Annotated in this window: 21 protein-coding genes and 1 tRNA gene; 21 read left to right on the plus strand and 1 reads right to left on the minus strand. The window is 71.4% G+C overall.

Features of this window, described 5'->3' with window-relative positions:
* The first annotated feature begins 3 nt into the window (after positions 1-3).
* From hisI to LQF12_RS07530, 20 genes are all read left to right on the plus strand, one after another.
* Entirely contained in the window at positions 4-369 is a 366-nt protein-coding gene (hisI, locus tag LQF12_RS07435; RefSeq protein ID WP_435531236.1) for a phosphoribosyl-AMP cyclohydrolase, read from the plus strand.
* A complete protein-coding gene (locus tag LQF12_RS07440) occupies positions 366-1,925 on the plus strand; it encodes an anthranilate synthase component I (protein WP_231055325.1) in 1,560 nt (519 codons plus the stop codon). The genes hisI and LQF12_RS07440 overlap by 4 nt, the downstream gene beginning before the upstream one ends.
* Before the next feature lie 4 nt (positions 1,926-1,929).
* Positions 1,930-2,574: a Trp biosynthesis-associated membrane protein gene (locus LQF12_RS07445; RefSeq protein WP_231055326.1), complete on the plus strand. Its 645-nt coding sequence runs from the start codon at positions 1,930-1,932 to the stop codon at positions 2,572-2,574.
* 39 nt (positions 2,575-2,613) lie between these two features.
* Entirely contained in the window at positions 2,614-2,895 is a 282-nt protein-coding gene (locus LQF12_RS07450) for an HGxxPAAW family protein (protein ID WP_231055327.1), read from the plus strand.
* On the plus strand, positions 2,895-3,338 hold the full coding sequence (locus LQF12_RS07455) for a DUF2752 domain-containing protein (RefSeq protein WP_231055328.1): 444 nt from the start codon (positions 2,895-2,897) through the stop codon (positions 3,336-3,338). Before LQF12_RS07450 ends, LQF12_RS07455 begins: the two co-directional genes overlap by 1 nt.
* Before the next feature lie 12 nt (positions 3,339-3,350).
* The gene (locus LQF12_RS07460) at positions 3,351-3,959 is read left to right on the plus strand and encodes a DUF4190 domain-containing protein (RefSeq protein WP_231055329.1); all 609 of its coding nucleotides are present in this window, start codon (positions 3,351-3,353) and stop codon (positions 3,957-3,959) included.
* Positions 3,960-4,028: 69 nt separating this feature from the next.
* Complete coding sequence (trpC, locus tag LQF12_RS07465; RefSeq protein ID WP_231055330.1) at positions 4,029-4,844, plus strand: indole-3-glycerol phosphate synthase TrpC; 816 nt, start codon at positions 4,029-4,031, stop codon at positions 4,842-4,844.
* Complete coding sequence (trpB, locus tag LQF12_RS07470) at positions 4,841-6,103, plus strand: tryptophan synthase subunit beta (protein ID WP_231055331.1); 1,263 nt, start codon at positions 4,841-4,843, stop codon at positions 6,101-6,103. Before trpC ends, trpB begins: the two co-directional genes overlap by 4 nt.
* The gene (trpA, locus tag LQF12_RS07475; RefSeq protein WP_231055332.1) at positions 6,100-6,939 is read left to right on the plus strand and encodes a tryptophan synthase subunit alpha; all 840 of its coding nucleotides are present in this window, start codon (positions 6,100-6,102) and stop codon (positions 6,937-6,939) included. The genes trpB and trpA overlap by 4 nt, the downstream gene beginning before the upstream one ends.
* Entirely contained in the window at positions 6,936-7,955 is a 1,020-nt protein-coding gene (gene lgt / locus LQF12_RS07480) for a prolipoprotein diacylglyceryl transferase (protein ID WP_231055333.1), read from the plus strand. The genes trpA and lgt overlap by 4 nt, the downstream gene beginning before the upstream one ends.
* 232 nt (positions 7,956-8,187) lie before the next feature.
* Entirely contained in the window at positions 8,188-12,771 is a 4,584-nt protein-coding gene (gene gltB, locus LQF12_RS07485; protein ID WP_231055334.1) for a glutamate synthase large subunit, read from the plus strand.
* Positions 12,764-14,233 (plus strand): glutamate synthase subunit beta, encoded by a 1,470-nt coding sequence (locus LQF12_RS07490; protein WP_231055335.1) that lies wholly within the window; start codon positions 12,764-12,766, stop codon positions 14,231-14,233. Before gltB ends, LQF12_RS07490 begins: the two co-directional genes overlap by 8 nt.
* A gap of 167 nt (positions 14,234-14,400) precedes the next feature.
* Positions 14,401-15,822 carry a pyruvate kinase gene (gene pyk / locus LQF12_RS07495; protein WP_231055336.1) on the plus strand — a complete coding sequence of 474 codons (1,422 nt, stop codon included), beginning with the start codon at positions 14,401-14,403 and terminating at the stop codon, positions 15,820-15,822.
* A gap of 118 nt (positions 15,823-15,940) precedes the next feature.
* The gene (locus LQF12_RS07500; protein ID WP_231055337.1) at positions 15,941-16,684 is read left to right on the plus strand and encodes a hypothetical protein; all 744 of its coding nucleotides are present in this window, start codon (positions 15,941-15,943) and stop codon (positions 16,682-16,684) included.
* On the plus strand, positions 16,681-17,403 hold the full coding sequence (locus tag LQF12_RS07505; RefSeq protein ID WP_231055338.1) for a hypothetical protein: 723 nt from the start codon (positions 16,681-16,683) through the stop codon (positions 17,401-17,403). The genes LQF12_RS07500 and LQF12_RS07505 overlap by 4 nt, the downstream gene beginning before the upstream one ends.
* 56 nt (positions 17,404-17,459) lie before the next feature.
* Positions 17,460-18,029 carry a 5' nucleotidase, NT5C type gene (locus LQF12_RS07510; RefSeq protein WP_231055339.1) on the plus strand — a complete coding sequence of 190 codons (570 nt, stop codon included), beginning with the start codon at positions 17,460-17,462 and terminating at the stop codon, positions 18,027-18,029.
* Entirely contained in the window at positions 18,026-19,270 is a 1,245-nt protein-coding gene (locus LQF12_RS07515) for an arginine deiminase (RefSeq protein WP_231055340.1), read from the plus strand. Before LQF12_RS07510 ends, LQF12_RS07515 begins: the two co-directional genes overlap by 4 nt.
* A gap of 69 nt (positions 19,271-19,339) precedes the next feature.
* Positions 19,340-19,423, plus strand: a tRNA-Leu gene (locus tag LQF12_RS07520).
* A 114-nt stretch (positions 19,424-19,537) separates the two neighbouring features.
* Positions 19,538-20,152 carry an ANTAR domain-containing response regulator gene (locus LQF12_RS07525; protein ID WP_231055553.1) on the plus strand — a complete coding sequence of 205 codons (615 nt, stop codon included), beginning with the start codon at positions 19,538-19,540 and terminating at the stop codon, positions 20,150-20,152.
* 84 nt (positions 20,153-20,236) lie between these two features.
* Positions 20,237-20,947, plus strand: a complete 711-nt coding sequence (locus LQF12_RS07530; protein WP_231055341.1) for a GNAT family N-acetyltransferase — start codon at positions 20,237-20,239, stop codon at positions 20,945-20,947.
* Here the strand turns inward: LQF12_RS07530 and LQF12_RS07535 are convergent.
* Entirely contained in the window at positions 20,863-21,294 is a 432-nt protein-coding gene (locus tag LQF12_RS07535; RefSeq protein WP_231055342.1) for a hotdog fold thioesterase, read from the minus strand. The two genes, LQF12_RS07530 and LQF12_RS07535, sit on opposite strands and share 85 nt — an antisense overlap.
* On the opposite strand from LQF12_RS07535, the gene polA reads away from it, so the two are divergent.
* Positions 21,293-23,995 carry a DNA polymerase I gene (gene polA, locus LQF12_RS07540; RefSeq protein ID WP_231055343.1) on the plus strand — a complete coding sequence of 901 codons (2,703 nt, stop codon included), beginning with the start codon at positions 21,293-21,295 and terminating at the stop codon, positions 23,993-23,995. The two genes, LQF12_RS07535 and polA, sit on opposite strands and share 2 nt — an antisense overlap.
* Positions 23,996-24,007 lie beyond the last annotated feature (12 nt).

Genomic DNA, 24,007 nt, shown 5'->3' on the forward strand with positions numbered 1-24,007 from the left:
GTGTTGGATGCGAGTCTCACCCTGGATCCCGAGGTCGCCGAGCGGCTGGCGCGCAACGAGCAGGGCCTCGTGTGCGTCGTCGTGCAGGACGATGACAACGACGAGGTGCTGATGGTGGCGTGGATGGACGACGAGGCGCTGCGCCGCACGCTCACCGAGGGCCGGGTGACGTACTGGTCCCGGTCACGGCAGGAGTACTGGCGCAAGGGCGATACGTCGGGCCACGTGCAGCACGTGCGCTCGGCGTCGATCGACTGTGACGGCGACGCGCTGCTGCTGCGGGTCGAGCAGATCGGCCCCGCGTGTCACACCGGGGCCCGCAGCTGCTTCCGGGCCGGCGGGCTGCTGCCGCTGGGGCGGCCGGAATGACCGCGACCCCCGCCGCTCCCGAGCTCACCGGTCCGCCCGAGTGGGGGACCACCTGGCCGTCGCTGGAGCAGTTCCGCCGGATGGCCCCGGACCGGCGCGTGATCCCCGTGGTCCGGCGCCTCCTCGCCGACGACGTGACGCCGGTGGGCCTGTACCGGCAGTTGTCCTCGGGCAGGCCCGGCACCTTTGTGCTCGAGTCCGCCTCCGACGGCGCATGGTCACGCTGGTCGTTCATCGGCGTCTCCGCCCGGGCGATCCTCACCGAGCGCGACGGCCGGGCGCACTGGTCCGGTGATGTGCCGGTCTCGGTCCCCACCGACGGTGACGTGCTCGAGGTGCTGCGCCGGACGCTGGCGGTGCTGCACACGCCGGCCCTGCCCCATCTGCCCCCGCTCACCGGCGGACTGGTCGGCTCCCTGGGCTGGGACGTGGTGCATCACTGGGAGCCGACGCTCCCGTCGGTGCCACCGGACGAGCTCGACGTCCCCGACGTGGCGCTGTGCCTGGTCGGCGACATGGCGGCCATCGACCACCACACCGGCGACGTGTGGCTGATCGCCAACGCGATCAACGGTGACGACAGCGACCAACGCGTGGACCAGGCCCACCACGACGCGCTCGCCCGCCTCGACGAGATGGAGCGCCGGCTGGTGGCGCCGGCCCGCTCGCGCGCGCTGCGGCTGACGCAGGCCGAGCAGCCCGAGCTGCAGTTCCGGACCACCCGCGAGGACTACGCGGCCGGGGTGCAGGCCGCCAAGGAGGCCATCCGGGACGGTGAGGTGTTCCAGGTGGTGCTCTCCCAGCGGCTCGACCTGGAGTGCCCAGCCGACCCGCTCGACGTCTACCGGGTGCTGCGCACGATCAACCCGAGCCCATACATGTACTTCCTGCACCTGGCCGATGCCGACGGCGGGGAGTTCCACGTGGTCGGCTCGAGCCCGGAGACCCTGGTGAAGGTGAGCGGGAGGGAGGTGCAGAGCTTCCCGATCGCCGGTTCCCGTCCGCGGGGCCAGAACCCGGCCGAGGACCGGGCGCACGCGGAAGAGCTGCTCGCCGACCCGAAGGAGCGCGCCGAGCACCTGATGCTGGTCGACCTCGCCCGCAACGACCTCGGCCGGGTGTGCGAGGCGGGCTCGGTGGCCGTCGTCGAGTTCATGGAGATCAAGCGCTTCAGCCACATCATGCACATGAGCTCCACGGTGGTGGGGACCGTGCGGGCCGGTACCAGCGCCGTCGACGTCTTCACCGCGACCTTCCCGGCCGGCACGCTCTCGGGGGCACCCAAGCCACGGGCCATCGCCCTGATCGACGAGCTGGAGCCGGCCAGGCGCGGGATCTACGGCGGGACGGTCGGATACTTCGACCTCGCCGGCGATCTCGACATGGCGATCGCGATCCGGACCGCGCTCATCCGCGGCGGGCGTGCGAGCGTGCAGGCCGGGGGCGGCCTCGTCGCCGACTCCGACCCGGAAGCCGAGTACTGGGAGACGCGGAACAAGGCAGCAGCAGCGGTGCGCGCCGTCCAGGTCGCCGCCCGCGTGGGCGAGGTGGAGTGAGCCGATGAGCGGTGACTCCACCGGCGACCGGCAGGCACCCGCCAGCGGAGTGGGGAGGCGCTCGGCCGTGCTGTCCCTGCTCGTGGGTGGCGCCCTGCTGCTCGTGCTCAGCCTGCCGACGTGGGCGCAGGCGCCGGTGCGCACCGCGATCGGTTCCGGGGGCACGGCCTCGATCTCCGGGGCCGACGGCGCCCCGCTCGTGCCCAGCCTGGCGCTCCTCGTCGTCGTGGCGGGACTGGCGATCGGTCTCGCGGGCCGGGTGGCCCGCGTGGTCGCGGCGTTCGCTGCCGCGCTCGGAGGCCTCGGAGCCGTGGCTGCGATCGTGATCTTCCTGCGCGACCCGCAGACATCGCTGCAGTCCGTGGCGGCGGAGATGACCGGTGTCCGCGAGCTCGGCGGTGCGGTCTCGACCACGTTCTGGCCCTGGCCCGCGATCGCTGCGGCCGCCGCTGTGGCGGTGCTGGGCGCGGTGCTGCCCTGGCGGATGGGACGGTGGCAGCCGGCCGCGCGCCGCTACGAGCGTGGATCCTCCGGGCAGGCGGCGGACGCAGGCGGGCGTGAGGGTGGCGGCGCCGAGCCGGGCTCGCGGACGACGCGGATGTCGGACTGGGACGCGCTGAGCCGCGGTGAGGATCCGTCCGACCGGTAGGCTGACCCCAGATCGTCGGACGGAACGAAGGGCACGAACATGACCACCTCTGGACACCCCGGTGCGGCACAGTCCGCTGCGGTGACCGGGCCGGCGGACCGGATCCGCCCGCTCGCCTCCCCGCCCCAGAACCACGGCCGCACCGTGGCCGCGTGGGCGTTCTTCTGGGGCGGCGTGATCGCGGCCACGCTGGCCGGTGTCGGTGTCGTCCTGGTCTCCGTGCCTCTGATGGTGGGTGGTGGGGCGGCTCTCGTCGTCGGTGCCGTCGTGAGCCTCTGCCTCCGGGCCGTCGGCCTGGGCCAGGTGCGGCGCTCGCGCTGATGAGCGACCTGGGCACCGATGCCGGCCACGCAGCCGGCGCCGGCGCGCCCCGCCTGGCCAGGGACCGGGTCTCGCCGGCGGTGATCGGTGCCGTGACGGCTGCGGCCACCGCCGTGGTGGTGATGCTCCGGCCGGGGGCGGGGGGACCGGTGCTCTGCCCGCTGCTGGCGGTGACGGGCCTGTACTGCCCCATGTGTGGCGGGCTGCGCACCACGGCTGCCCTCGCCGGCGGTGACCTCGCGGCTGCGTGGTCGGTCAACCCCCTGCTCACCCTGCTGCTCCCGGCGGCAGCGCTCGCCTGGCTCGTGTGGATGGTGCGGTCCTGGCGAGGCCAGCGCCCGCTGCGGATCCCGGGCGCGCTGTTCCCGGCCCTCGCGTCCGCCATCCTCGTCTTCGGCGTGCTTCGCAACGTGCCTGTTCTGTCCACCTATCTGGCCCCGTAATCAGGAGCGAACGTGACTGGTCCCGGCAATCCCTACGGCCCCTACTCCGAGCGCCCCGGCGGCTTCGACGACTCATCCACCCCGACCTCCGGGCAGGAGCCCTACGGGCACCAGCAGCCCGGGTCGAGTCCCTGGAGTGCGCCCTACGGCGAGCCCGCCCCCTACGGCGGGACGCCCTCCTACGGCGGACCGCCGTCCTACGGTGGCACGCCCGGCGTGCCGGGCCCGCCCGCGGCACCCGCGGGCCCCTACGACCAGCCGCCGAGCGGCTACGGCCCGCCTGGGGGCTACGGCGCTCCGGGCGACCATCGCGCCCAGGTCGGTGGGTACGGGGCCTACCCGGCACTCACCGGTCCCGACAACACTCTCGGTGGCTGGTCGCTGGGACTGGGGATCGGCGCGATCGTGCTGAGCTGCGTCTGGATCGGCTGGCTGGTCGGCATCGGCGCGGTGGTCACCGGGTTCATGGCACGCAAGGCGGTCGCCCAGGGCCGTGCCACCAACGGGGGCATGGCGCTCGCCGGCCTCATCCTGGGCTTCGCCTCGATCGCGATCGCCATCGGGCTGCTGGCGCTCCTGATCGGCGGCGCCTTCTTCTCGGAGTCGATGTACGCCTTCTGACGTGTCCGCCGTGACCGGGCACCGCCGCGCAGGTCCTACGATGGTGCTCGAACCGAGGAGAGGCGGATCGTGACCGTTCTGGAAGACATCGTCGCCGGTGTCCGCGAGGACCTGGCCGCCCGGGAGGCCGCCATCCCGCTGGACGACCTCAGACGCCAGGCCGAGGCGCGTACCGGTGCCCTCAACGCCGTCGACGCGCTGCGGCGCGAGGACGCGGTGACCGTCATCGGCGAGGTGAAGCGCTCGAGCCCGTCCAAGGGCGCGCTCGCCGAGATCGCCGATCCCGCCGGGCTCGCCGCCGACTACGAGGCCGGCGGTGCCAGCGTCATCAGCGTGCTGACCGAGCGGCGCCGTTTCGGCGGCTCGCTCGAGGACCTCGCCGACGTCCGGGCCCGCGTCGACATCCCGGTACTGCGCAAGGACTTCGTCGTCACGCCGTACCAGGTCTGGGAGGCTCGCGCCCACGGCGCCGACCTCGTGCTGCTCATCGTGGCGGCGCTGGAGCAGACGGTGCTCACCTCGCTGGTCGAACGCATCCACTCCCTGGGGATGACGGCCCTGGTGGAGGCCCACACCGCCGAGGAGGTGGCGCGGGCTGCCGACGCCGGTGCGCGCGTGATCGGCGTGAACGCCCGGGACCTGCACACCCTGGAGGTGCATCGAGGGGTCTTCGCCGAGCTGGCGCCGCGCGTGCCTGCCGGTGTGGTGACCGTGGCCGAATCGGGGGTGCGCGGTCCGCACGACGTGCTCGAGTACGCCCGCGCGGGCGCCGACGCCGTGCTGGTCGGCGAGGCACTGGTCACCCAGCGTGACCCCCGCGTCGCGGTGGCGGACATGGTCGCGGCCGGGGCCCACCCGGCGCTGCGGGCGGTGCGTTCGCGATGACCGCCAGCAGCCGGCGCCTACGCGAGCAGCTCGGACCCTACTTCGGCGAGTTCGGCGGACGGTTCGTCCCCGAGGCACTGATCGCCGCGCTGGACGACCTGACGGCCGCCTGGGAGAAGGCGCGCACGGACCCGGAGTTCACCGATCGCCTCGCGGCGCTGCACCGCGACTACACCGGCCGGCCCAGCCCGATCACCGAGGTGCCGCGATTCGCCGCGCACGCCGGCGGCGTGAGGATCCTGCTCAAGCGCGAGGACCTCAACCACACCGGCTCGCACAAGATCAACAACGTCCTGGGCCAGGCGCTGCTGACGCAACTCGTGGGCAAGACGCGCGTCATCGCCGAGACCGGCGCCGGCCAGCACGGGGTGGCGACGGCGACGGCGGCGGCGCTCTTCGGGCTCGAGTGCACGATCTACATGGGCGCCGAGGACACCCGGCGGCAGGCGCTGAACGTCGCGCGGATGCGGTTGCTCGGCGCCGAGGTGGTCCCCGTCGAGACCGGTTCGCAGACCCTCAAGGACGCCATCAACGAGGCGTTCCGCGACTGGGTCGCCAACGTCGACACCACGAACTACGTGTTCGGGACCGTCGCCGGGCCCCACCCCTTCCCGACGCTCGTACGCGACCTACAGAAGATCATCGGCGAGGAGGCGCGCGGACAGGTCCTCGATCGCATCGGCCGGCTGCCGGACGTCGCGGTGGCCTGCGTAGGCGGCGGGTCGAACGCGATGGGCCTCTTCCACGCCTTCCTCGACGACGACGTCCGCCTCGTCGGGTGCGAGGCAGCCGGTGACGGCGTCGAGACCGGGCGCCACGCGGCCACGATCACGGCCGGTGACCCGGGCGTGCTCCACGGCGCGCGCTCGTACCTGCTCCAGGACGAGGACGGCCAGACGATCGAGTCCCACTCCATCTCCGCCGGCCTGGACTACCCCGGTGTCGGCCCCGAACACTCGTGGCTGGCGAGCATCGGACGGGCCGAGTACTGGCCGGTCACCGATGCCGAGGCGATGGAGGCCTTCCGGCTGCTGTGCCGCACCGAGGGCATCATCCCGGCGATCGAGAGCGCCCACGCCCTCGCCGGCGCGCTGCGCCTGGGCCACCAGCTGCTGGCCTCGGCGCCCGCGGGCAGCGACCCGACCGAGACGGTGCTGCTGGTCTCGCTGTCCGGCCGCGGGGACAAGGACGTAGCCACCGCCGCGAGCTGGTTCGATCTGGTCGACGCCGAGGAGCTGCGCGAGGAGGGGACCTCATGACCGAGGCGATCGCCTCACGGACCGCCCAGGTCATCGATGCGGCGCGGGCCGAGGGGCGCGCCGTGCTGGTGGCCTACCTCCCGGTGGGCTATCCCGACGTCGACTCCTCGATCGCCGCGGCCCAGGCCGCGGTCGAGGCGGGCGCGGACATCATCGAGCTGGGTCTGCCCTACTCCGATCCCGGCATGGACGGGCCGGTCATCCAGGACGCCGTCCAGGCGGCCCTGGATCAGGGCACGCGCACCGCCGACGTGCTGCGCGCGGTGGGCGAGGTCGCCGCGACCGGTGCGCCGACGCTCGTGATGACCTACATCAACCCCGTGCTGCGCTACGGGGTCGAACGGTTCGCCGCCGCGCTCGCCCACGCGGGCGGCGCCGGCCTGATCACGCCGGACCTCATCCCCGACGAGGCGGGGGAGTGGATCGCCGCGGCCGACCGGCACGGCCTCGACAAGGTCTTCCTGGTCGCACCCAGCTCGACCACCGAGCGGCTCCACCTCACGGCCTCGGCAGCGCGCGGTTTCGTCTATGCGGCCTCCACGATGGGCGTCACCGGAGCGCGCGCGAGCGTCGGCGAGAAGGCCCGCGATCTCGTGGCGGCCACCCGGACCGCCGGAGCCGAGCGGGTCTGCGTCGGCCTCGGCGTCTCGACCGCCGAGCAGGCGCGGGAGGTGGCCGGCTATGCCGACGGCGTCATCGTCGGCTCGGCGCTGGTGCGGACCCTGCAGCGCCCGGACGGGGACCGCGAGGCGGCGCTGGCGTCCCTGCGCGGCCTGACGCGTGAGCTCGCGGCGGGCGTCCGCGGCGCCCGCGACGTCGAGAGCGGCACCGCGTGAGCGCCTGGGCGGTGGCGGCCGACCCGTCGGCGTGGGGTACGGTGGCCGCCGGGATCCCGAGCCCCTCGCAGGGGACCTGGGAGCTGGGGCCGATCCCGGTCCGGGCCTATGCCCTCGCCATCCTGTCCGGGATCGCGATCGCGACCTGGATCTCGGTCCGGCGCTACCGCGACCGAGGTGGTCCGACCGGCGTCCTGATGGACGCGGTCTTCCTCGCGGTGCCACTGGGCATCATCGGGGCGCGCATCTACCACGTCTTCTCGTCCCCGGATGCCTACTTCGGCCCCGAGGGTAATCCGTGGAACGCCTTCGCGATCTGGAACGGGGGCCTGGGCATCTGGGGGGCGATCCCGGCCGGGGCGCTCGGGGCGTGGATCGTGCTGCGTCGTGCAGGCCTGCGGCTGTCGACGGTGGCCGACGCGATGGCGCCGGCCATCCTGGTCGCCCAGGCCGTGGGCCGGCTCGGCAACTACTTCAACCAGGAGCTCTTCGGCGCGCCGACGGATCTGCCCTGGGGTCTGCAGATTGATCCGGCGGTGGTCGCCGCCCAGGGCCTGGATTACCCCGACGGCACGCTGTTCCACCCGACGTTCCTGTACGAACTGGTCTGGAACCTCGCCCTCGCCGGGCTCCTGGTCTGGCTCGACCGGCGCTACCGCCTCGGTCACGGGCGCGTCTTCTGGCTGTACGTGCTGGGATACACCCTCGGCCGGGTGTGGATCGAGATGCTGCGCATCGACGAGGCCGAGACGGTCCTGGGTCTGCGCCTCAACGTGTGGACCTCCATCCTCGTCGGGGTCGCCGCACTGGTGATCTTCCTCGTGCTCTCGCGGCGCCATCCGCAGCGGGAGGACTCGCCGTGGCTGCCGGGCCGCGAACCGTCCGAGGCCGCGGGACAGGAAGCCCCGGGGCCGGCTGAGCCGGAGACCACGGCGGCCCCCGCGGCGGCGGAGGAGGACGACCCCGGGGACGGCGCGGCGCAGGAGCGGGAGCCCGGCTCCACGTTCGACAGGTGAGATCGCCGGGCCCGAGCGGCCCGGTTCGCCGCTCCCGCGGCGACAGTACGCTATCGTCCCCGATGCACCGGCGCCGCGCACCTGCCGTCACCCTCATGGCCCCGGCCGCTTTTCGTGCCTGGGTCGCGACACGGTAAACTGAAGGTAGTACGTGGGTCGACGGCGTCCCAGCAGAACGCAATCGATGCCGCAGGATCTCCCCCGAAGTCCTTGCGGTGGTGAGGATGGTCGGATGAACGGCACCCCCCAGGGCGGGAGCCCCTACCAGCGCTTCAGCGCAGCCCCTGCCAAGCACGGGCTGTACGACCCGGCGCAGGACAAGGATGCCTGCGGTGTCGCCTTCGTCGCCACGATGCGCGGGACCCCCGGGCGCGACATCGTCGACGCCGCGCTGACGGCACTGGCGAACCTCGACCACCGTGGCGCGGTCGGGGCCGAGGAGAACTCCGGGGACGGTGCGGGGATCCTGACGCAGATCCCGGACGCCTTCCTGCGCGACGTGGTCGATGCCGAGTTGCCCGCCCCCGGCCACTACGCCATCGGGCTGACGTTTCTGCCGGCCGATGAGCAGGAGGCAGCACAGGCGGCTCGCCTGATCGGCGAGATCGCGGCCGAGGAGCAGCTCGAGGTGCTCGCCTGGCGGGACGTGCCGGTCACCACCGAGCTCGTGGGCCAGATGGCACGTGACTGCATGCCCATCTTCCGCCAGCTGGTCGTGGCGGCACCCGGACGCGACGTCGCGGACGTGGAGCTGGACCGCCGCGCCTACCGGCTGCGCAAGCGCGCCGAGCACACCGCAGGCGTGTACTTCGCCTCGTTGTCGAGCCGGACCCTCGTCTACAAGGGCATGCTCACCACCGGCCAGCTCGAGCCGTTCTTCCCCGACCTGTCCGACCCGCGCTTCGCGAGCGAGCTGGCGCTGGTGCACTCACGCTTCTCGACGAACACCTTCCCGTCGTGGCCGCTGGCCCATCCGTTCCGGATGGTGGCCCACAACGGTGAGATCAACACCGTGCGCGGCAACCGGAACTGGATGGCCGCCCGCCAGGGAACGATCTCCTCGGACGTGCTCGGTGAGTTGGCGCCGCTCCTGCCCATCTGTGATGAGGAGCAGAGCGACTCGGCGAGCTTCGACGAGGTCCTCGAGCTGCTGCACCTGGGTGGTCGTTCGCTGCCGCACGCCGTGCTGATGATGATCCCGGAGGCCTGGGAGAACCACGGCTCGATGGACGCCAAGCGCAGGGCGTTCTACGAGTACAACTCGACCATCATGGAGCCGTGGGACGGCCCGGCCGCGATGTGCTTCACCGACGGCCGCTACATCGGCGCCGTGCTCGACCGCAACGGCCTGCGCCCGGGGCGCTACTGGATCACCGACGACGGCCTGGTGGTGCTCGCCAGCGAGGCGGGCGTGCTGGACCTGGAGCCGGCCCGTATCGCCCGCAAGGGCAGGCTCGCACCGGGCAAGATGTTCCTCGTCGACACCGGTTCGGGCCGAGTGGTCGAGGACGCCCAGATCAAGAGCCAGCTCTCCGACGCCTACCCGTACAGCCAATGGCTCGAGGACAACCTCGTGCGCCTCGAGGACCTGCCCGCGCGCGAGCACGTGGACCACTCCCGCAACTCGGTCGCCCGGCGTCAGCAGACGTTCGGCTACACCGAGGAGGAGCTGCGGATCCTGCTGCGCCCGATGGCCGCCACCGGCGCCGAGGCGCTGGGCTCGATGGGGACCGACACCCCGATCGCGGTCCTCTCCTCGCGTCCGCGCATGCTCTTCGACTACTTCATCCAGATGTTCGCCCAGGTGACCAACCCCCCGCTGGACGCCATCCGCGAAGAGCTCGTCACCTCCCTCGGTGGGGCCATCGGCCCCGAGCCGAACCTGCTCTCGGACATCCCCGACCACGCGCGCAAGCTCATCGTGCCCTTCCCCACGATCGACAACGACGATCTGGCGAAGATCAAGCACATCCACCGCACCCGCGGGCCGGGCAAGGAGTTCAAGTCCGTCACCATCCGCGGTCTGTACCGCGTGGCCGGCGGGGCCCAGGCGCTGGAGGAGCGGCTGGAGGAGATCTTCGCCGAGGTGGACGCCGCGATCGCCGACGGCGCGAGCTTCATCGTGCTCTCCGATCGTGAGTCCGACTCCGAGCTCGCCCCGATCCCGTCGCTGCTGCTCACCGGTGCGGTGCACCACCACACCATCCGCCGGCAGACCAGGACGCGGATCTCGCTGCTGGTCGAGGCCGGGGACGTACGCGAGGTGCACCATGTCGCACTGCTCATCGGCTACGGGGCGGCCGCCGTCAACCCGTACCTGGCGATGGAGAGCGTCGAGGAGCTGGTGCGCTCCGGCGTCGTGGAGGGCGTCACGCCCGAGCAGGCCGTGAAGAACCTCATCAAGGGCCTGGGCAAGGGGGTGCTCAAGGTGATGAGCAAGATGGGCATCTCCACGGTGCACTCCTACCGGGGTGCCCAGGTGTTCCAGGCGATCGGCCTCTCGCAGCGCCTCGTCGACAGGTACTTCACCGCCACGGCCAGCCCGCTCGGGGGCGTCGACCTCGACGTCATCGCGGCGGAGGCGGCCGCGCGGCACGCCACCGCGTACCCGCCGAGCGGGATCGCCCCGGCACACCGCCGGCTGGAGGTGGGCGGCGAGTACCAGTGGCGCCGTGAGGGTGACCCGCACCTGTTCGACCCGGAGACGGTCTTCCGACTCCAGCACTCCACCCGCAACCGCCGCTTCGATGTCTTCCGCGACTACACCTCCCGCGTGGACGAGCAGGCACGGCGGCTGATGACGTTGCGTGGGCTGTTCGAGTTCAAGCAGGGCGCGCGTGCGCCGATCCCCATCGAGGAGGTGGAGCCGGCTAGCGAGATCGTCAAGCGGTTCTCCACCGGTGCGATGAGCTACGGCTCGATCTCCGTGGAGGCCCACGAGACGCTCGCCATCGCGATGAACCAGCTCGGCGCCAAGTCGAACACGGGTGAGGGCGGCGAGGACGAGGACCGGCTGTACGACCCGCGGCGCCGCAGTGCCATCAAGCAGGTCGCCTCCGGCCGGTTCGGTGTGACCTCGGACTACCTGGTCAACGCCGACGACATCCAGATCAAGATGGCCCAGGGCGCCAAGCCCGGTGAGGGCGGGCAGCTGCCCGGCGCGAAGGTCTACCCGTGGGTGGCCAAGACCCGGCACGCCACCCCGGGCGTCGGGCTCATCTCCCCACCGCCGCACCACGACATCTACTCGATTGAGGACATCGCTCAGCTCATCCACGACCTGAAGAACGCCAACCCGCAGGCGCGGGTGCACGTGAAGCTGGTCTCCGAGGTCGGGGTCGGCACCGTGGCCACCGGTGTGTCCAAGGCGCACGCGGATGTCGTGCTGATCTCGGGCCACGACGGCGGAACGGGCGCCAGCCCGCTCACCTCGCTCAAGCACGCGGGCGGGCCCTGGGAGATCGGCCTCGCCGAGACCCAGCAGACGCTGGTGGCCAACAACCTGCGCGACCGGATCGTGGTCCAGACCGACGGCCAGCTGAAGACGGGGCGCGACGTCATCATCGCCGCCCTGCTGGGCGCGGAGGAGTACGGCTTCGCGACCGCCCCGCTGGTGGTCTCCGGCTGCGTGATGATGCGGGTGTGCCACATGGACACCTGTCCGGTGGGTGTGGCCACCCAGAACCCCGAGCTCCGGTCCCGTTTCTCGGGTAAGGCCGAGTACGTGGTGACCTTCTTCGAGTACATCGCCGAGGAGGTGCGCGAGTACCTTGCGCAGCTCGGGTTCCGGTCCCTGGACGAGGCGATCGGCGCCGTCGACGCGCTCGACACCCGCGCGGCCGTCGAGCACTGGAAGGCCTCGGGCCTGGACCTGTCCCCGATCCTGGTCAAGCCGACCTTGCCGGCGGGATCGGCGCCGCGCCAGGTCAAGGCCCAGGACCACGCCCTGGACCGGGCGCTGGACAACGTGCTCATCGCCCAGGCGCAGGGCGCCATCGACAGTGGCGAACCCGTCACGATCGAGGAGAACGTGCGCAACGTCAACCGCACGGTCGGGACGATGCTCGGCAACGCCGTCACCCGCTCCCGGGGTGCCGCCGGACTGCCCGACGGCACCATCGACGTCACGCTGCACGGATCAGCCGGTCAGTCCTTCGCCGCGTTCGTCCCTCGCGGGGTGACGCTGCGGCTGCTGGGTGACGCCAACGACTACGTCGGCAAGGGACTCTCCGGCGGCCGCGTGATCGTGCGGCCGGACGCGGCAGCCACGTTCGAGGCGGGCGAGAACGTCATCGCCGGCAACGTCATCGGCTACGGCGCCACCGCGGGCGAGATCTACCTGCGTGGCATCGTCGGCGAGCGCTTCTGCGTGCGCAACTCCGGTGCGACCGCCGTCGTGGAAGGCGTCGGGGACCACGGGTGTGAGTACATGACCGGCGGAACCGTGCTGGTGCTCGGACCGACCGGGCGCAACTTCGGCGCGGGGATGTCCGGCGGGACCGCCTACGTGCTCGACCTGGACCCGGATCTGGTCAACGCCGCCGCCCTGGCGACCGGTGATCTCTCCCTCGACCGGATGGACGAGGAGGACCTGAACATCGTCATGGACCTGCTGGCCCGCCACCACGAGCACACCGGCTCACGTGTGGCCGAGGCGCTGCTGGCCGACCGCGAGCAGGTGCGGCGCCGGATGACCCGCGTGCTGCCGCCGGCCTACGCCCGCGTCAACGCCGTGCTCTCCCAGGCACGAGCCGACGGCGTGGACGTGGCCGAACCCGATGTGTGGAACCGAGTGATGGAGGCGACCCGTGGCTGATCCCAAGGGATTCCTGAAGGTCCGGGAACGCGAGCTGCCCACCAGGCGGCCCGTCCCGGTGCGGATCATGGACTGGAGCGAGGTCTACGAGAAGCGCGAGGAGGACGCAGCGGCGCTGGAGCGCCAGGCGGGACGCTGCATGGACTGCGGCATCCCGTTCTGCCACAACGGCTGCCCGCTGGGCAACCTGATCCCCGAGTGGAACGACCTCACCCGGACCGGTCGGTGGGACGAGGCGATCGAGCGCCTCCACGCGACGAACAACTTCCCGGACTTCACCGGCCGGCTCTGCCCGGCTCCGTGCGAGACCTCCTGCGTGCTCGGTATCAACCAGCCCCCGGTCACCATCAAGAACATCGAGCTGTCGATCATCGACGAGGCCTTCGAACGTGGCCTCGTCACCCCGCTGGTCCCGGAGCGACTGACCGGTCAGACCGTGGCCGTGATCGGATCCGGCCCGGCCGGTCTGGCGACGGCGCAGCAGCTCACCCGCGCCGGGCACACCGTCGCCGTGTTCGAGCGTGACGACCGGATCGGCGGGCTGCTGCGCTATGGCATCCCGGAGTTCAAGATGGAGAAGCGGCACCTGGATGCCCGACTGCAGCAGATGGAGGCCGAGGGCACCCGCTTCCGCCCCGGCGTCGAGATCGGCGCCGACGGCCAGCTGACCGGTTCCGAGCTGCTGGAGCGGTACGACGCCGTCGTGCTGGCGACCGGTGCGACGATCCGGCGTGAGCTGCCGGTGACCGGCCGGGAGCTGGTGGGGATCCACCAGGCGATGGACTACCTGCCGCAGGGCAACCGTGCGGCGCTCGGCGAGCACGTCCCCGACCAGATCACGGCGGAGGGCAAGGACGTCGTCGTCATCGGTGGCGGCGACACCGGCGCTGACTGCCTCGGCACGGCGCTGCGGCAGGGTGCGAAGAACGTGATCCAGCTCGAGATCATGCCTCGTCCCACCGAGGAGCGCCCCGCCGGCCAGCCGTGGCCGACCTACCCGATGACCTACCGGGTCTCCTCGGCGCACGAGGAGGGCGGCGAGCGTGTCTACGCCACCTCCACGGTCGAGTTCGTCGGTGACGAGAACGGGGCCGTCAAGGAGCTCCGCGTCGTCGAGGTGGACATGTCGGGTGGTCGCCCGGAGCCGATCGAGGGCACCGAGCGGGTCATCCCCGCTCAGCTCGTGCTCCTCGCGATGGGCTTCACCAGCGTCCAGGCGGATGGGCTGGTCGAGCAGCTGGGGCTCGAGGTCGACCAGCGTGGTCGCCTGGTGCGCAGCAGCGAGTTCCAGACCTCCAACGAGCAGGTCTTCGTGGCCGGTGACGCCGGGCGCGGTCAGTCCCTGATCGTGTGGGCGATCGCCGAGGGACGGTCCGCCGCGGCTGCGGTGGACCAGTACCTGCGGGGGGAGACGGAGCTGCCCGCCCCGATCGAGCCGACCACGGTCTCGATCACCGTCTGAGAGCAGATGCCCGCGTTCCGGCGCGGTGCGCGAGGCTCGAGAAGCAAGCCATCCGGGCGAACGGATGGGTAATCGAGGACGAACATCCGGCGAGCGGTGGCGGGTGCGGAGTCCTCCGGTGGCCGTGATGCGCCTGCGCGACGGTCGGAAGGCATAAGGTTTGAGACATGCGTAGAGCCAAGATTGTGTGCACGTTGGGACCGGCCACGGAGTCCCCGGAGATGGTCCAGGCGTTGGTCGACGCCGGGATGGACGTAGCGCGGATCAACCGCAGCCACGGTGACGCGGACGCGCACGCCGCGGTGATCCGCCGCGTGCGTGAGGCGGCCGAGGCCTCCGGACGCGCGGTCGCGGTGCTCGTGGACCTGCAGGGCCCGAAGATCCGGCTGGGCCGCTTCGTCGACGGCAAGCACTACCTCGCCGAGGGGGACACCTTCACCATCACCACCGAGGACGTGGAGGGCACCAAGGAACTCGTCTCCACGACGTTCAAGGGCCTGCCGCAGGACGTCAACCCGGGCGATGCGATCCTCATCGACGACGGCCGCGTCACCGTCCGCGTGACCGCCGTCGAGGGACCGCGGGTGGTCACCCGCGTCGAGGTCCCCGGCCCGGTCTCGAACAACAAGGGCCTGAACCTGCCCGGCGTGGCGGTGAACGTCCCGGCGCTGTCGGAGAAGGATGGCGAGGACCTGCGCTGGGCACTCGCCCAGGGTGCGGACTTCATCGCCCTGTCCTTCGTGCGTAGCGCCGAGGACTACGAGGACGTGGCGCGGATCATGGACGAGGAGGGACGGCGCGTCCCGGTCGTGGCCAAGATCGAGAAGCCCCAGGCGGTCGACAACCTGCCCGAGATCGTCGATGCCTTCGACGGCATCATGGTCGCGCGCGGTGACCTCGGGGTGGAGCTCCCGCTGGAGGAGGTCCCGCTCGTGCAGAAGCGCGCGACCGAGCTGGCCCTGCGCAACGCCAAGCCGGTCATCGTCGCCACGCAGGTGCTGGAGTCGATGATCAGCTCACCCCGCCCGACGCGCGCCGAGGCCTCCGACTGCGCCAACGCGGTGCTCGACGGTGCCGACGCGGTGATGCTCTCCGGTGAGACCAGCGTGGGGGAGTACCCGATCGAGTGCGTGCGGACCATGGCACGGATCATCGAGAACACCGAGGAGCACGGTCTCGACCGGATCGCCAAGCTCCGTGCCACCCCGCACACGCGCGGCGGTGTGATCACCAAGGCGGCGGCACAGATCGGTGAGACGCTCGGCGTGAAGTACCTCGCCTGCTTCACCCAGTCCGGCGACTCGGCCCGGCGGATGTCCCGGCTGCGCTCGGCCATCCCGCTGCTCGCGTTCACCCCGATGCCCGAGGTGCGCAACCAGCTCGCCCTCAGCTGGGGTGTGCAGACCTACACGGTGCCGCGCGTGCACCACACCGACGACATGATCAACCAGGTCGACGTGGTCCTCAAGGGTGCCGATCAGGTCGAGGAGGGCGACAGCCTCGTCGTCGTGGCGGGCATGCCCCCGGGCGTCTCCGGCAGCACGAACTCGATCCGCGTGCACGCCGTCGGCGAGGAGCTGGGCGGCTGAGCCCAGCACGCCCGCTCGGTGAGGGCGCCCGTCCCGCCGCGTGCGGGGCGGGCGCCTCGTCGTCCGCCCGGCCCAGGCGCGGTAGCGTTCGCCCAGGACGAGTCCGCAGACAGGAGTGATGGCGGTGCGCATGGGGATCACGCGAGCAGTACCGGTGCTCGCTCTCGCTCTGGTCGCGGCGACGGGGTGCCAGCCCGATGGCGGCGGTGACGGCGCGGGTGGCAGCGACGGATCTGGTTCACCGGGCTCGTCGGGTTCGTCCTCGGACGGCTCCGGACCCGGTGGGCCGGCGACCATTCCGCCACAGCTGCTGGAGTGCGGTGACCCGTCGGCCGACAGCAAGGACGACGGCGGCAAGGACGGTACGGACGCGCAGAACCTGTTGCTCACCGACACGGACCTGACGCAGGCGACCTGGACCATGCCGGAGGGCTTCGAGGAGGCGTTCGGTTACGTGGAGGACAACCCGGTCGAGACCCTCGAGCAGATCTGGGTGGCTGAGCCGGCCGGCGACGCGGCCCCCTCCCTGAACGTGATCAACGTGGTCGTCTACAGCGGTCTCGACTGGGGAGCGCTCTCGCAGGAGTGCGCGCAGGTGCCGCTGTCGGCTGTCGAGGAACGCCTCGCGGGCTATCGTGAGCAGATCGACGCCGAACCGCTGACCGACGCCGAGATGACCGAGGTGGCGGGTCTGCCCGCGATCACCCAACAGGTGGGCCTGTCCGACTACGACTACCTCGGGTACTGGCTCTTCTCACGATCGGATCTGGTGCATGTGTACTGCCAGTGGACGGCGCCGGAGCACCGGTCCGTGATCGAGGACGGCTGCGCCGACCTCGTCGCCAGCGTGAGGCTCGGATGAGCGGCGGACGTGGCCGGCGCCTCGGGACGGCGCTCGTACTCGCCACGGTGCTGAGCGGATGCCAGGTGCTCGGCGGGGGCCCCGACGGGCCCGGACTGCCGACCGGGCCGGGTGGTACCGACAGCCCGACCGGCACCGACGGTACCGGCCAGGAGCCGCCGCGCACCATCCCGCCACAGTTGCTGGAGTGCGGCGATCCGCAGGCCCGTGAGAAGGGCGGCGACGGCGAACAGGTCGATCTCACCGAGATCGCGGTCGCGTCCGAGGCGACGTGGACGGTGCCGGCCGGCTACATGGACGCCGATGGCTACTACGACGATCTGGCCTACGAGACGCAGACCTTCATGGTCACGCTCGTGCCGCAGGACCCCTCCTACGACACCCTCGACCTGCTCGGTGTTCTCGGCTACGAGGGCCTGGACTGGGGTGAGCTCGCGCGCGAGTGCGGCGAGGTGCCGGTGGAGGCGATGCTCGAGCGGGTGCAGCAGTACCAGGAGGCGCTCGGTTCACAGGCACTGGGTGAGGCCGAGCTCACCGAGGTCGCCGGGCTGCCTGCGGTCACGCAGGAGATGCGGATACCGCGCTACGACTTCCGTGGGTACTGGTTGTTCTCGCAGACCGAGCTGTTGTTCATCGGTTGCCAGTGGACCTCACCAGGGGCCCGGACGGAGATCATCCGGGCGTGCGAGGAGCTGGTCGCGGGCGTGCAGGTGGACTGAGCCCGCAACCGCACGTGGCACAGTGGAGCGAGGTGCCGAGCGACGAAGGAGACGGTGTGGACGGATCGCAGCTCGTGGTCGGGGTGGACATCGACGACGTCCTCTACGACTGGTCGGGACAGGCCCATCAGCTCACCGTGCAGGCAGGACTGGCGGGGAGCGTGCAGGCGGTCACCTCCTGGGCGCCGCACCAGGAGTACGGATGCACCGCGGAGCAGTGGTGGAGCGTGATCGAGGGCTGTATCCACGACGGCCGGCTGTTCGGGGCACCGCCCATCGACGGAGCGCTCGAGGCCCTGGATCGCCTGCGCAGTGCCGGCCACCACATCCATCTCGTCACGGCCCGCGGCAGCGGCGGCTTCAGCCCCTACGAGGCGGCGGTCCAGGAGCAGACCCACGCGTGGGTGAGCCGACACGGCGTGCCGCACGACGAGTTGACCTTCACCGCCGACAAGGCGCTCGTCCGCACGGACTACTTCGTCGACGACAGCGCCGAGAACGTGGTGGCCATCCGCCGCACGGGATCACGCGTGTACCTGATGGACCGGCCCTGGAACGCCCACCTGGACCACCCGGACCGCGTGCAGCACGTGCGGGAGTTCGCTGCGGCCGTCCTCGCGGGATGAGCATCGCCCACGGGGTGCACTCCGAGGTCGGCAGGCTGCGCAAGGTCCTCGTCTGCGCACCGGGGCGTGCGCACGAACGACTGACGCCCTCGACGGCCGATGACCTGCTCTTCGACGATGTGATGTGGGTGCAGGCGGCCCAGCGCGATCACGCCGACTTCGTCGAGCAGCTGAGCGACCGGGGTGTGGAGGTGGTCGAGCTGCGCCGCCTGCTGGGCGAGACGTTGCAGATCCCCTCGGCCCGGGAGTGGCTGCTCGAGCGCACGATCGTCCCCAATCGCGTGGGTCTGGGCCTGGTCGCCGACACCCGCGCGTATCTGGCCACCGTCCCCGCCGGTGTGCTCGCCGACCATGTCATCGGCGGCCTGGCCACAGCGGATCTGCCGGCCGAGTTCCGCCCTCACTATGTCGCGCTGGCCGAGGTGAACGGCTCACCGCGCTCGGAGTACCTGCTGCCGCCACTGCCGAACATGCTCTACACGCGCGACACCACCAGCTGGCTGTACGGAGGCCTCACGCTGAACCCGCTGTCCTGGGGTGCCCGGCGCGAGGAGACGCTGCTGATGAAGGCGATCTACACCTTCCATCCGGACTATCGCGGGAGCCGGCGGTGGTGGGGCGACCCGGAACTGGACTGGGGGCAGGCCACGCTCGAGGGTGGGGACGTGATGCCGGTCGGTGACGGTGTCGTGCTGCTCGGGATGGGCGAGCGCACGTCCCGGCAGGCGATCACCCAGCTCGCCGCCGTGCTGTTCGAGGCCGGGGCGGCGCGCCAGGTCGTCGTGGCCGGGATGCCGAAGCTGCGGTCGGCGATGCATCTGGACACCGTCTTCACCTTCGCCGACCGCGACGTCGTGACGGTCTACCCGGCCATCGTCGACGGTATCCGGACGTTCACCCTGCATCCCAGCGACCGTCCGCCCGGCCTCGAGGTGGTGGACGAGGGGATCGGGACGTTCACCGAGGTCGTGGCGCGGGCGATGGGCCTGCCGCGGCTGCGCACCATCGAGACCGGCGGCGACTCCTACGCGTCCGAGCGTCAGCAGTGGGACAGCGCCAACAATGCGGTGGCCGTGGAGCCGGGTGTGGTCTTCACCTACGACCGCAACACGGTGACGAACTCGCTCCTGCGCGAGGCGGGGATCGAGGTGCTGGAGATCCGTGGCGGCGAGCTGGGGCGCGGCCGTGGGGGAGGTCACTGCATGACCTGCCCGCTCATCCGTGACCCGGTCCGGGACTGAGGTGGCGGTGCACGGGCGTGCCCGTGGATCGCGCTACCATGGCTGGTCGCGGCCCGGGCACGGGCCGGCGCCCCGTTGGCGGAATAGGCAGACGCGGTCGGCTCAAACCCGGCTGCCCTCACGGGCGTCCCGGTTCGAGTCCGGGACGGGGCACGAGGAATGCAGGTGCATCGGCGTCCTGTCCACGCGCGTTAGGATCGCCTCGTGAGCACGGACGAGACCACCGGCGGGACGCCGGAGACGCCTGACAGCCTGCTGGACCTCGATATGCCCGAGGCCGCACCCGAGGAGAAGCCCGAGCACGGCCGGGCCCGCCGGGCCGTGGTGGCCGAGGACGAGGCGCTCATCCGCCTCGACGTCGTCGAGACCCTGGCCGAGGCCGGGTATGACGTCGTGGGGGAGGCCGGGGACGGCGAGACCGCGATCCGGCTCGCCACCGAGCTCAAGCCCGACGTGGTCGTCATGGACGTGAAGATGCCCGTGCTCGACGGCATCTCGGCGGCCGAGAAGATCACGAAGGAGCGAATCGCCCCGGTCGTGCTCCTCACCGCCTTCTCCCAGACCGAGCTCGTCGAGCGTGCCAGGGACGCCGGTGCGATGGCCTACGTCGTCAAGCCCTTCACCCCGGGCGACCTGCTCCCGGCCCTGGAGATCGCGATCTCGCGGCACCAGGAGATCTCCGCGCTGGAGTCGGAGGTGGCCGACCTGACCGACCGGTTCGAGACCCGCAAGCGGGTGGATCGGGCCAAGGGACTGCTGATGACGAAGATGGGTCTGTCCGAGCCGGAGGCGTTCCGATGGATCCAGAAGACCTCGATGGACCGGCGCCTGACGATGCGCGAGGTCGCCGACGCCGTGATCGATCAGGTCGGCGCCAAGTAAGGTCTACGCTGGGCCCACGTCGGTGACGTGGCAGTCACGGCTCATGCGGATGTGAGCGAGACCTCAGACCGTGGGAGGAGGGTGATGACGGTGAGTTTCGCGACCGTGCGTGCCCGCCTCGCGGCGGTCGAGGACCTGCCGTCGGTCCTGCCCGTGCTGCGGTCGGCCCGGGAGGACTCCCCGCTCGGCCCGCAGTTCGTCGCGCCCGAGGTGGCCGGCCTCGACAGCCACCTCGCGGCCTGGTTCGAGATGCCGGAGAGCCGGCTGGTGCTCGCCGAGTCCGACGGCGTCACGGTCGGGGTGGCGCTCATGCAGTGCCTGCCGCCGGGACTGCTGTGTGACGTCGCCTACGCGCGCATCGAGGCCGTCTACGTCGATGCCGCGCACCGGCGTCGCGGGGTCGGGCGGGCGCTCCTGCACCAGGGGGCGATCGAGGCGGCCCGGTGCGGGGCGGAGCGGATCGTCACCTCACCGCTGACCGGTGCGCGCAGTGAGCAGCGATTCCTGGCCGGACTGGGTTTCCTGCCCGCGGGAGCGCGGCGCGTGGCCGAGACCGCCTCGCTGCTGCGGCGGATCGATCCGGCGGCCACACCTGTGCGCGCCCGGCGCCCGCGTGGCCTGGAGGAACTGATCGCGCGCCGTCGGCGTAGCCGGGGGCTCCCCGAGACACCGGCCCGCGGGGTGGACCTGGGCGCCCTGGTCGAGCGGTCTCAGGCCGAGTCCAGGAGCAGGCAGGTCAGCCGCGCGGTGCAGACCCGCCGGCCGGACTCCTCCTCGAGCACCGCGATCTCGTAGGCCGCGGTGGTCCGCCCGAGGTGGATCGCCCGTGCCTCACCGCGCACCCATCCCTGCCGGACGCCGCGGTGATGCGTCGCGTTGAGATCGAGGCCGACGGCGGACCGGCCCGGGCCGGCATGCAGCATCGCCGCGATCGAGGCGAGCGTCTCCGCCAGGGCGGCCGAGGCTCCGCCGTGCAGCAGACCCGCCGGCTGGGTGTTGCCCTCGACCGGCATGCGGCCGGTGGTGCGTTCGGGGCCCTGGTCGAGCAGTTCGATGCCCAGGCGCTCGATCAGGGTGCCGGTCAGGGTGATCGCCGGGCCGTTCCCGCTCGATCCGGGACGGGTGCCCGCAGTGTCGGTCATGCGTCCTAGGCTGTCAGGTGTGAGTGACACTGCGCGACCCCGCCTCCTGCTCATCGACGGACACTCGATGGCCTACCGTGCCTTCTTCGCCCTTCCGGCGGAGAACTTCTCCACCTCCACGGGCCAGACCACGAATGCCGTGTACGGCTTCACCTCGATGCTGATCAACCTGCTGCGGGACGAAGACCCCACGCACGTGGCCGTGGCCTTCGACGTCTCCAGCCAGACGTTCCGCAAGGAGACCTACGCCGAGTACAAGGGCACGCGGGAGGAGACCCCGCAGGAGTTCCGTGGGCAGATTCCGCTCATCGAGGAGGTGCTCGCGGCGCTGGACGTGACCACGCTGGGTCGCGAGGGCTTCGAGGCGGACGACATCCTCGCCACGCTGGCGACGCAGGCCTCCGCCGCCGGCTACGAGGTGCTGATCTGTTCCGGCGACCGGGACACCTATCAGCTCGTCAACCCTGGCGTCACCGTGCTCTACCCCCGCAAGGGCGTCTCGGATCTGGTGCGCATGACGCCCACGGCCGTGGAGGAGAAGTACGGTGTCCGGCCCGACCAGTACAGCGATCTCGCGGCGCTGGTGGGGGAGAGCAGCGACAACCTGCCCGGCGTGCCGGGCGTGGGTCCGAAGACGGCCGCGAAGTGGATCCTCGCCCACGGCGGTCTCGAGGGGATCGTCGCCCAGGCGCCGGCCCTGACGGGCAAAGCCGGCCAGTCGCTGCGCGACCACCTCGACCAGGTGCTGCTCAACCGTCAGCTGAACGAGCTCCTGCGGGACATGGAGCTGCCGGTCGGTCCGGACGATCTCGCCCGCCGGCCGTTCGAGCGCGAGCGGGTGCACCAGGTCTTCGACGCGCTCGAGTTCCGGGTACTACGGGACCGGCTGTTCGAGATGGACCCGCAGGACACCGAGTCCGCCACCGCGGCGGCCTTCGATCTCTCGATCACGCCCCTGCAACCGGGTGCGCTCGGCGACTGGCTGGACGAGCGCCGCGGTGATCGACTGGGCGTGGACGTACGGGGCAGCGTGAGTGAGGGCTCCGGTGACGCCTGGGGGATGGCGATCGCGGCGCCCGGCGGCGATGTGCTGACCCTGGACCTCACCGACCTCGCGCCCCAGGACGAGGTCGCGCTGGCCTCCTGGCTCACGGACGAGGCCAGCGAGAAGGTCCTGCACGACGCCAAGACCGCCTGGCACGCGTTGGACGGACGCGGTCTCGCGCTGGCCGGCGTCACCTTCGACACGGCGACCGCCGCGTACCTGTGCCACCCCGACCAGCGCTCGTACGCCCTGTCCGACCTCACCCTGCGCTTCCTCGGACGCGAGCTCAAGGCCGGGGACGAGGCCGAGGGGTCGGGGCAGCAGATGCTGATCCTGGACGGCCCCGACGAAGCCGAGCTCTCCGCCGTCCGGGCGGCCGCCGCGGCCGAGCTGGCGCAGGTGCTGACCGAGCAGCTCCAGGAGCGCGCGTCGGTGGCCCTCCTGAGCGATCTCGAGCTTCCCGTCGCCGGCGTCCTGGCGGGCATGGAGAAGGTGGGGATCGCCGCGGACGAGCCGTACCTGCGCGACCTCGAGCGGCAGTTCGACGAGCACGTGCGGGCAGCGGCGGCCCAGGCCTACGAGGTGATCGGGCGGGAGGTGAACCTCAGCTCGCCCAAGCAGCTGCAGGAGGTGCTCTTCACCGAGCTGGAGATGCCGAAGACCCGCAAGACGAAGACGGGCTACACCACCGACGCCGAGGCGCTCGCCGACCTCTACACCAAGACCGAGCACCCCTTCCTGGAGCATCTGCTCACCCACCGCGACCAGATCAGGCTGCGTCAGACGGTCGAGGGCCTGCTGCGGACCGTGGCCGCGGACGGGCGGATCCACACCACGTACTCCCAGACGATCGCGGCCACGGGGCGCCTGTCCTCCTCCGACCCCAACCTGCAGAACATCCCGATCCGCACCGAGGAAGGGCACCGCATCCGGGCCGCCTTCGTGGTCGGCGGTGGGTACGAGTCGCTCCTGACGGCCGACTACTCCCAGATCGAGATGCGGATCATGGCCCACCTCTCCGAGGACGCGGGCCTGATCGAGGCATTCCGCTCGGGGGAGGACCTGCACTCCTTCGTGGGTTCGCGCGTCTTCGACGTGGAGCCGGCCCAGGTCACCGCGACCATGCGCTCGAAGATCAAGGCGATGTCCTACGGCCTGGCCTACGGGCTGAGCGCCTTCGGCCTCTCCCGGCAGCTGACGATCCCCACCGCGGAGGCCAAGGAACTGATGGAGGAGTACTTCCAGCGGTTCGGCGGCGTCCGCGACTACCTGGGCTCCGTGGTCGACCAGGCGCGGGTGCAGGGATACACCCAGACCATCCTCGGGCGCCGGCGCTACCTGCCCGACCTGACCAGTGACAACCGTCAGCGGCGCGAGATGGCCGAGCGGATGGCGTTGAACGCTCCGATCCAGGGCAGCGCCGCCGACCTCATCAAGGTCGCCATGATCGGGGTGCAACGCCAGTTCTCCGAGCGGCGGCTGCGATCGCGGATGCTGCTGCAGGTCCACGACGAGCTCGTCGTCGAGGTGGCCCCGGGGGAGGCGGCCGAGGCCGAGAGCATCCTGCGCGAGCAGATGGCTGCGGCCGCGGACCTGACCGTCCCCCTGGAGGTCAGCGTCGGGACCGGCGCGAACTGGCGCGACGCCGGCCACTGAGCCTCACGCTGT

Origin of the sequence: Ruania suaedae (genome assembly GCF_021049265.1) — a bacterium.
Taxonomy (GTDB): domain Bacteria; phylum Actinomycetota; class Actinomycetes; order Actinomycetales; family Beutenbergiaceae; genus Ruania; species Ruania suaedae.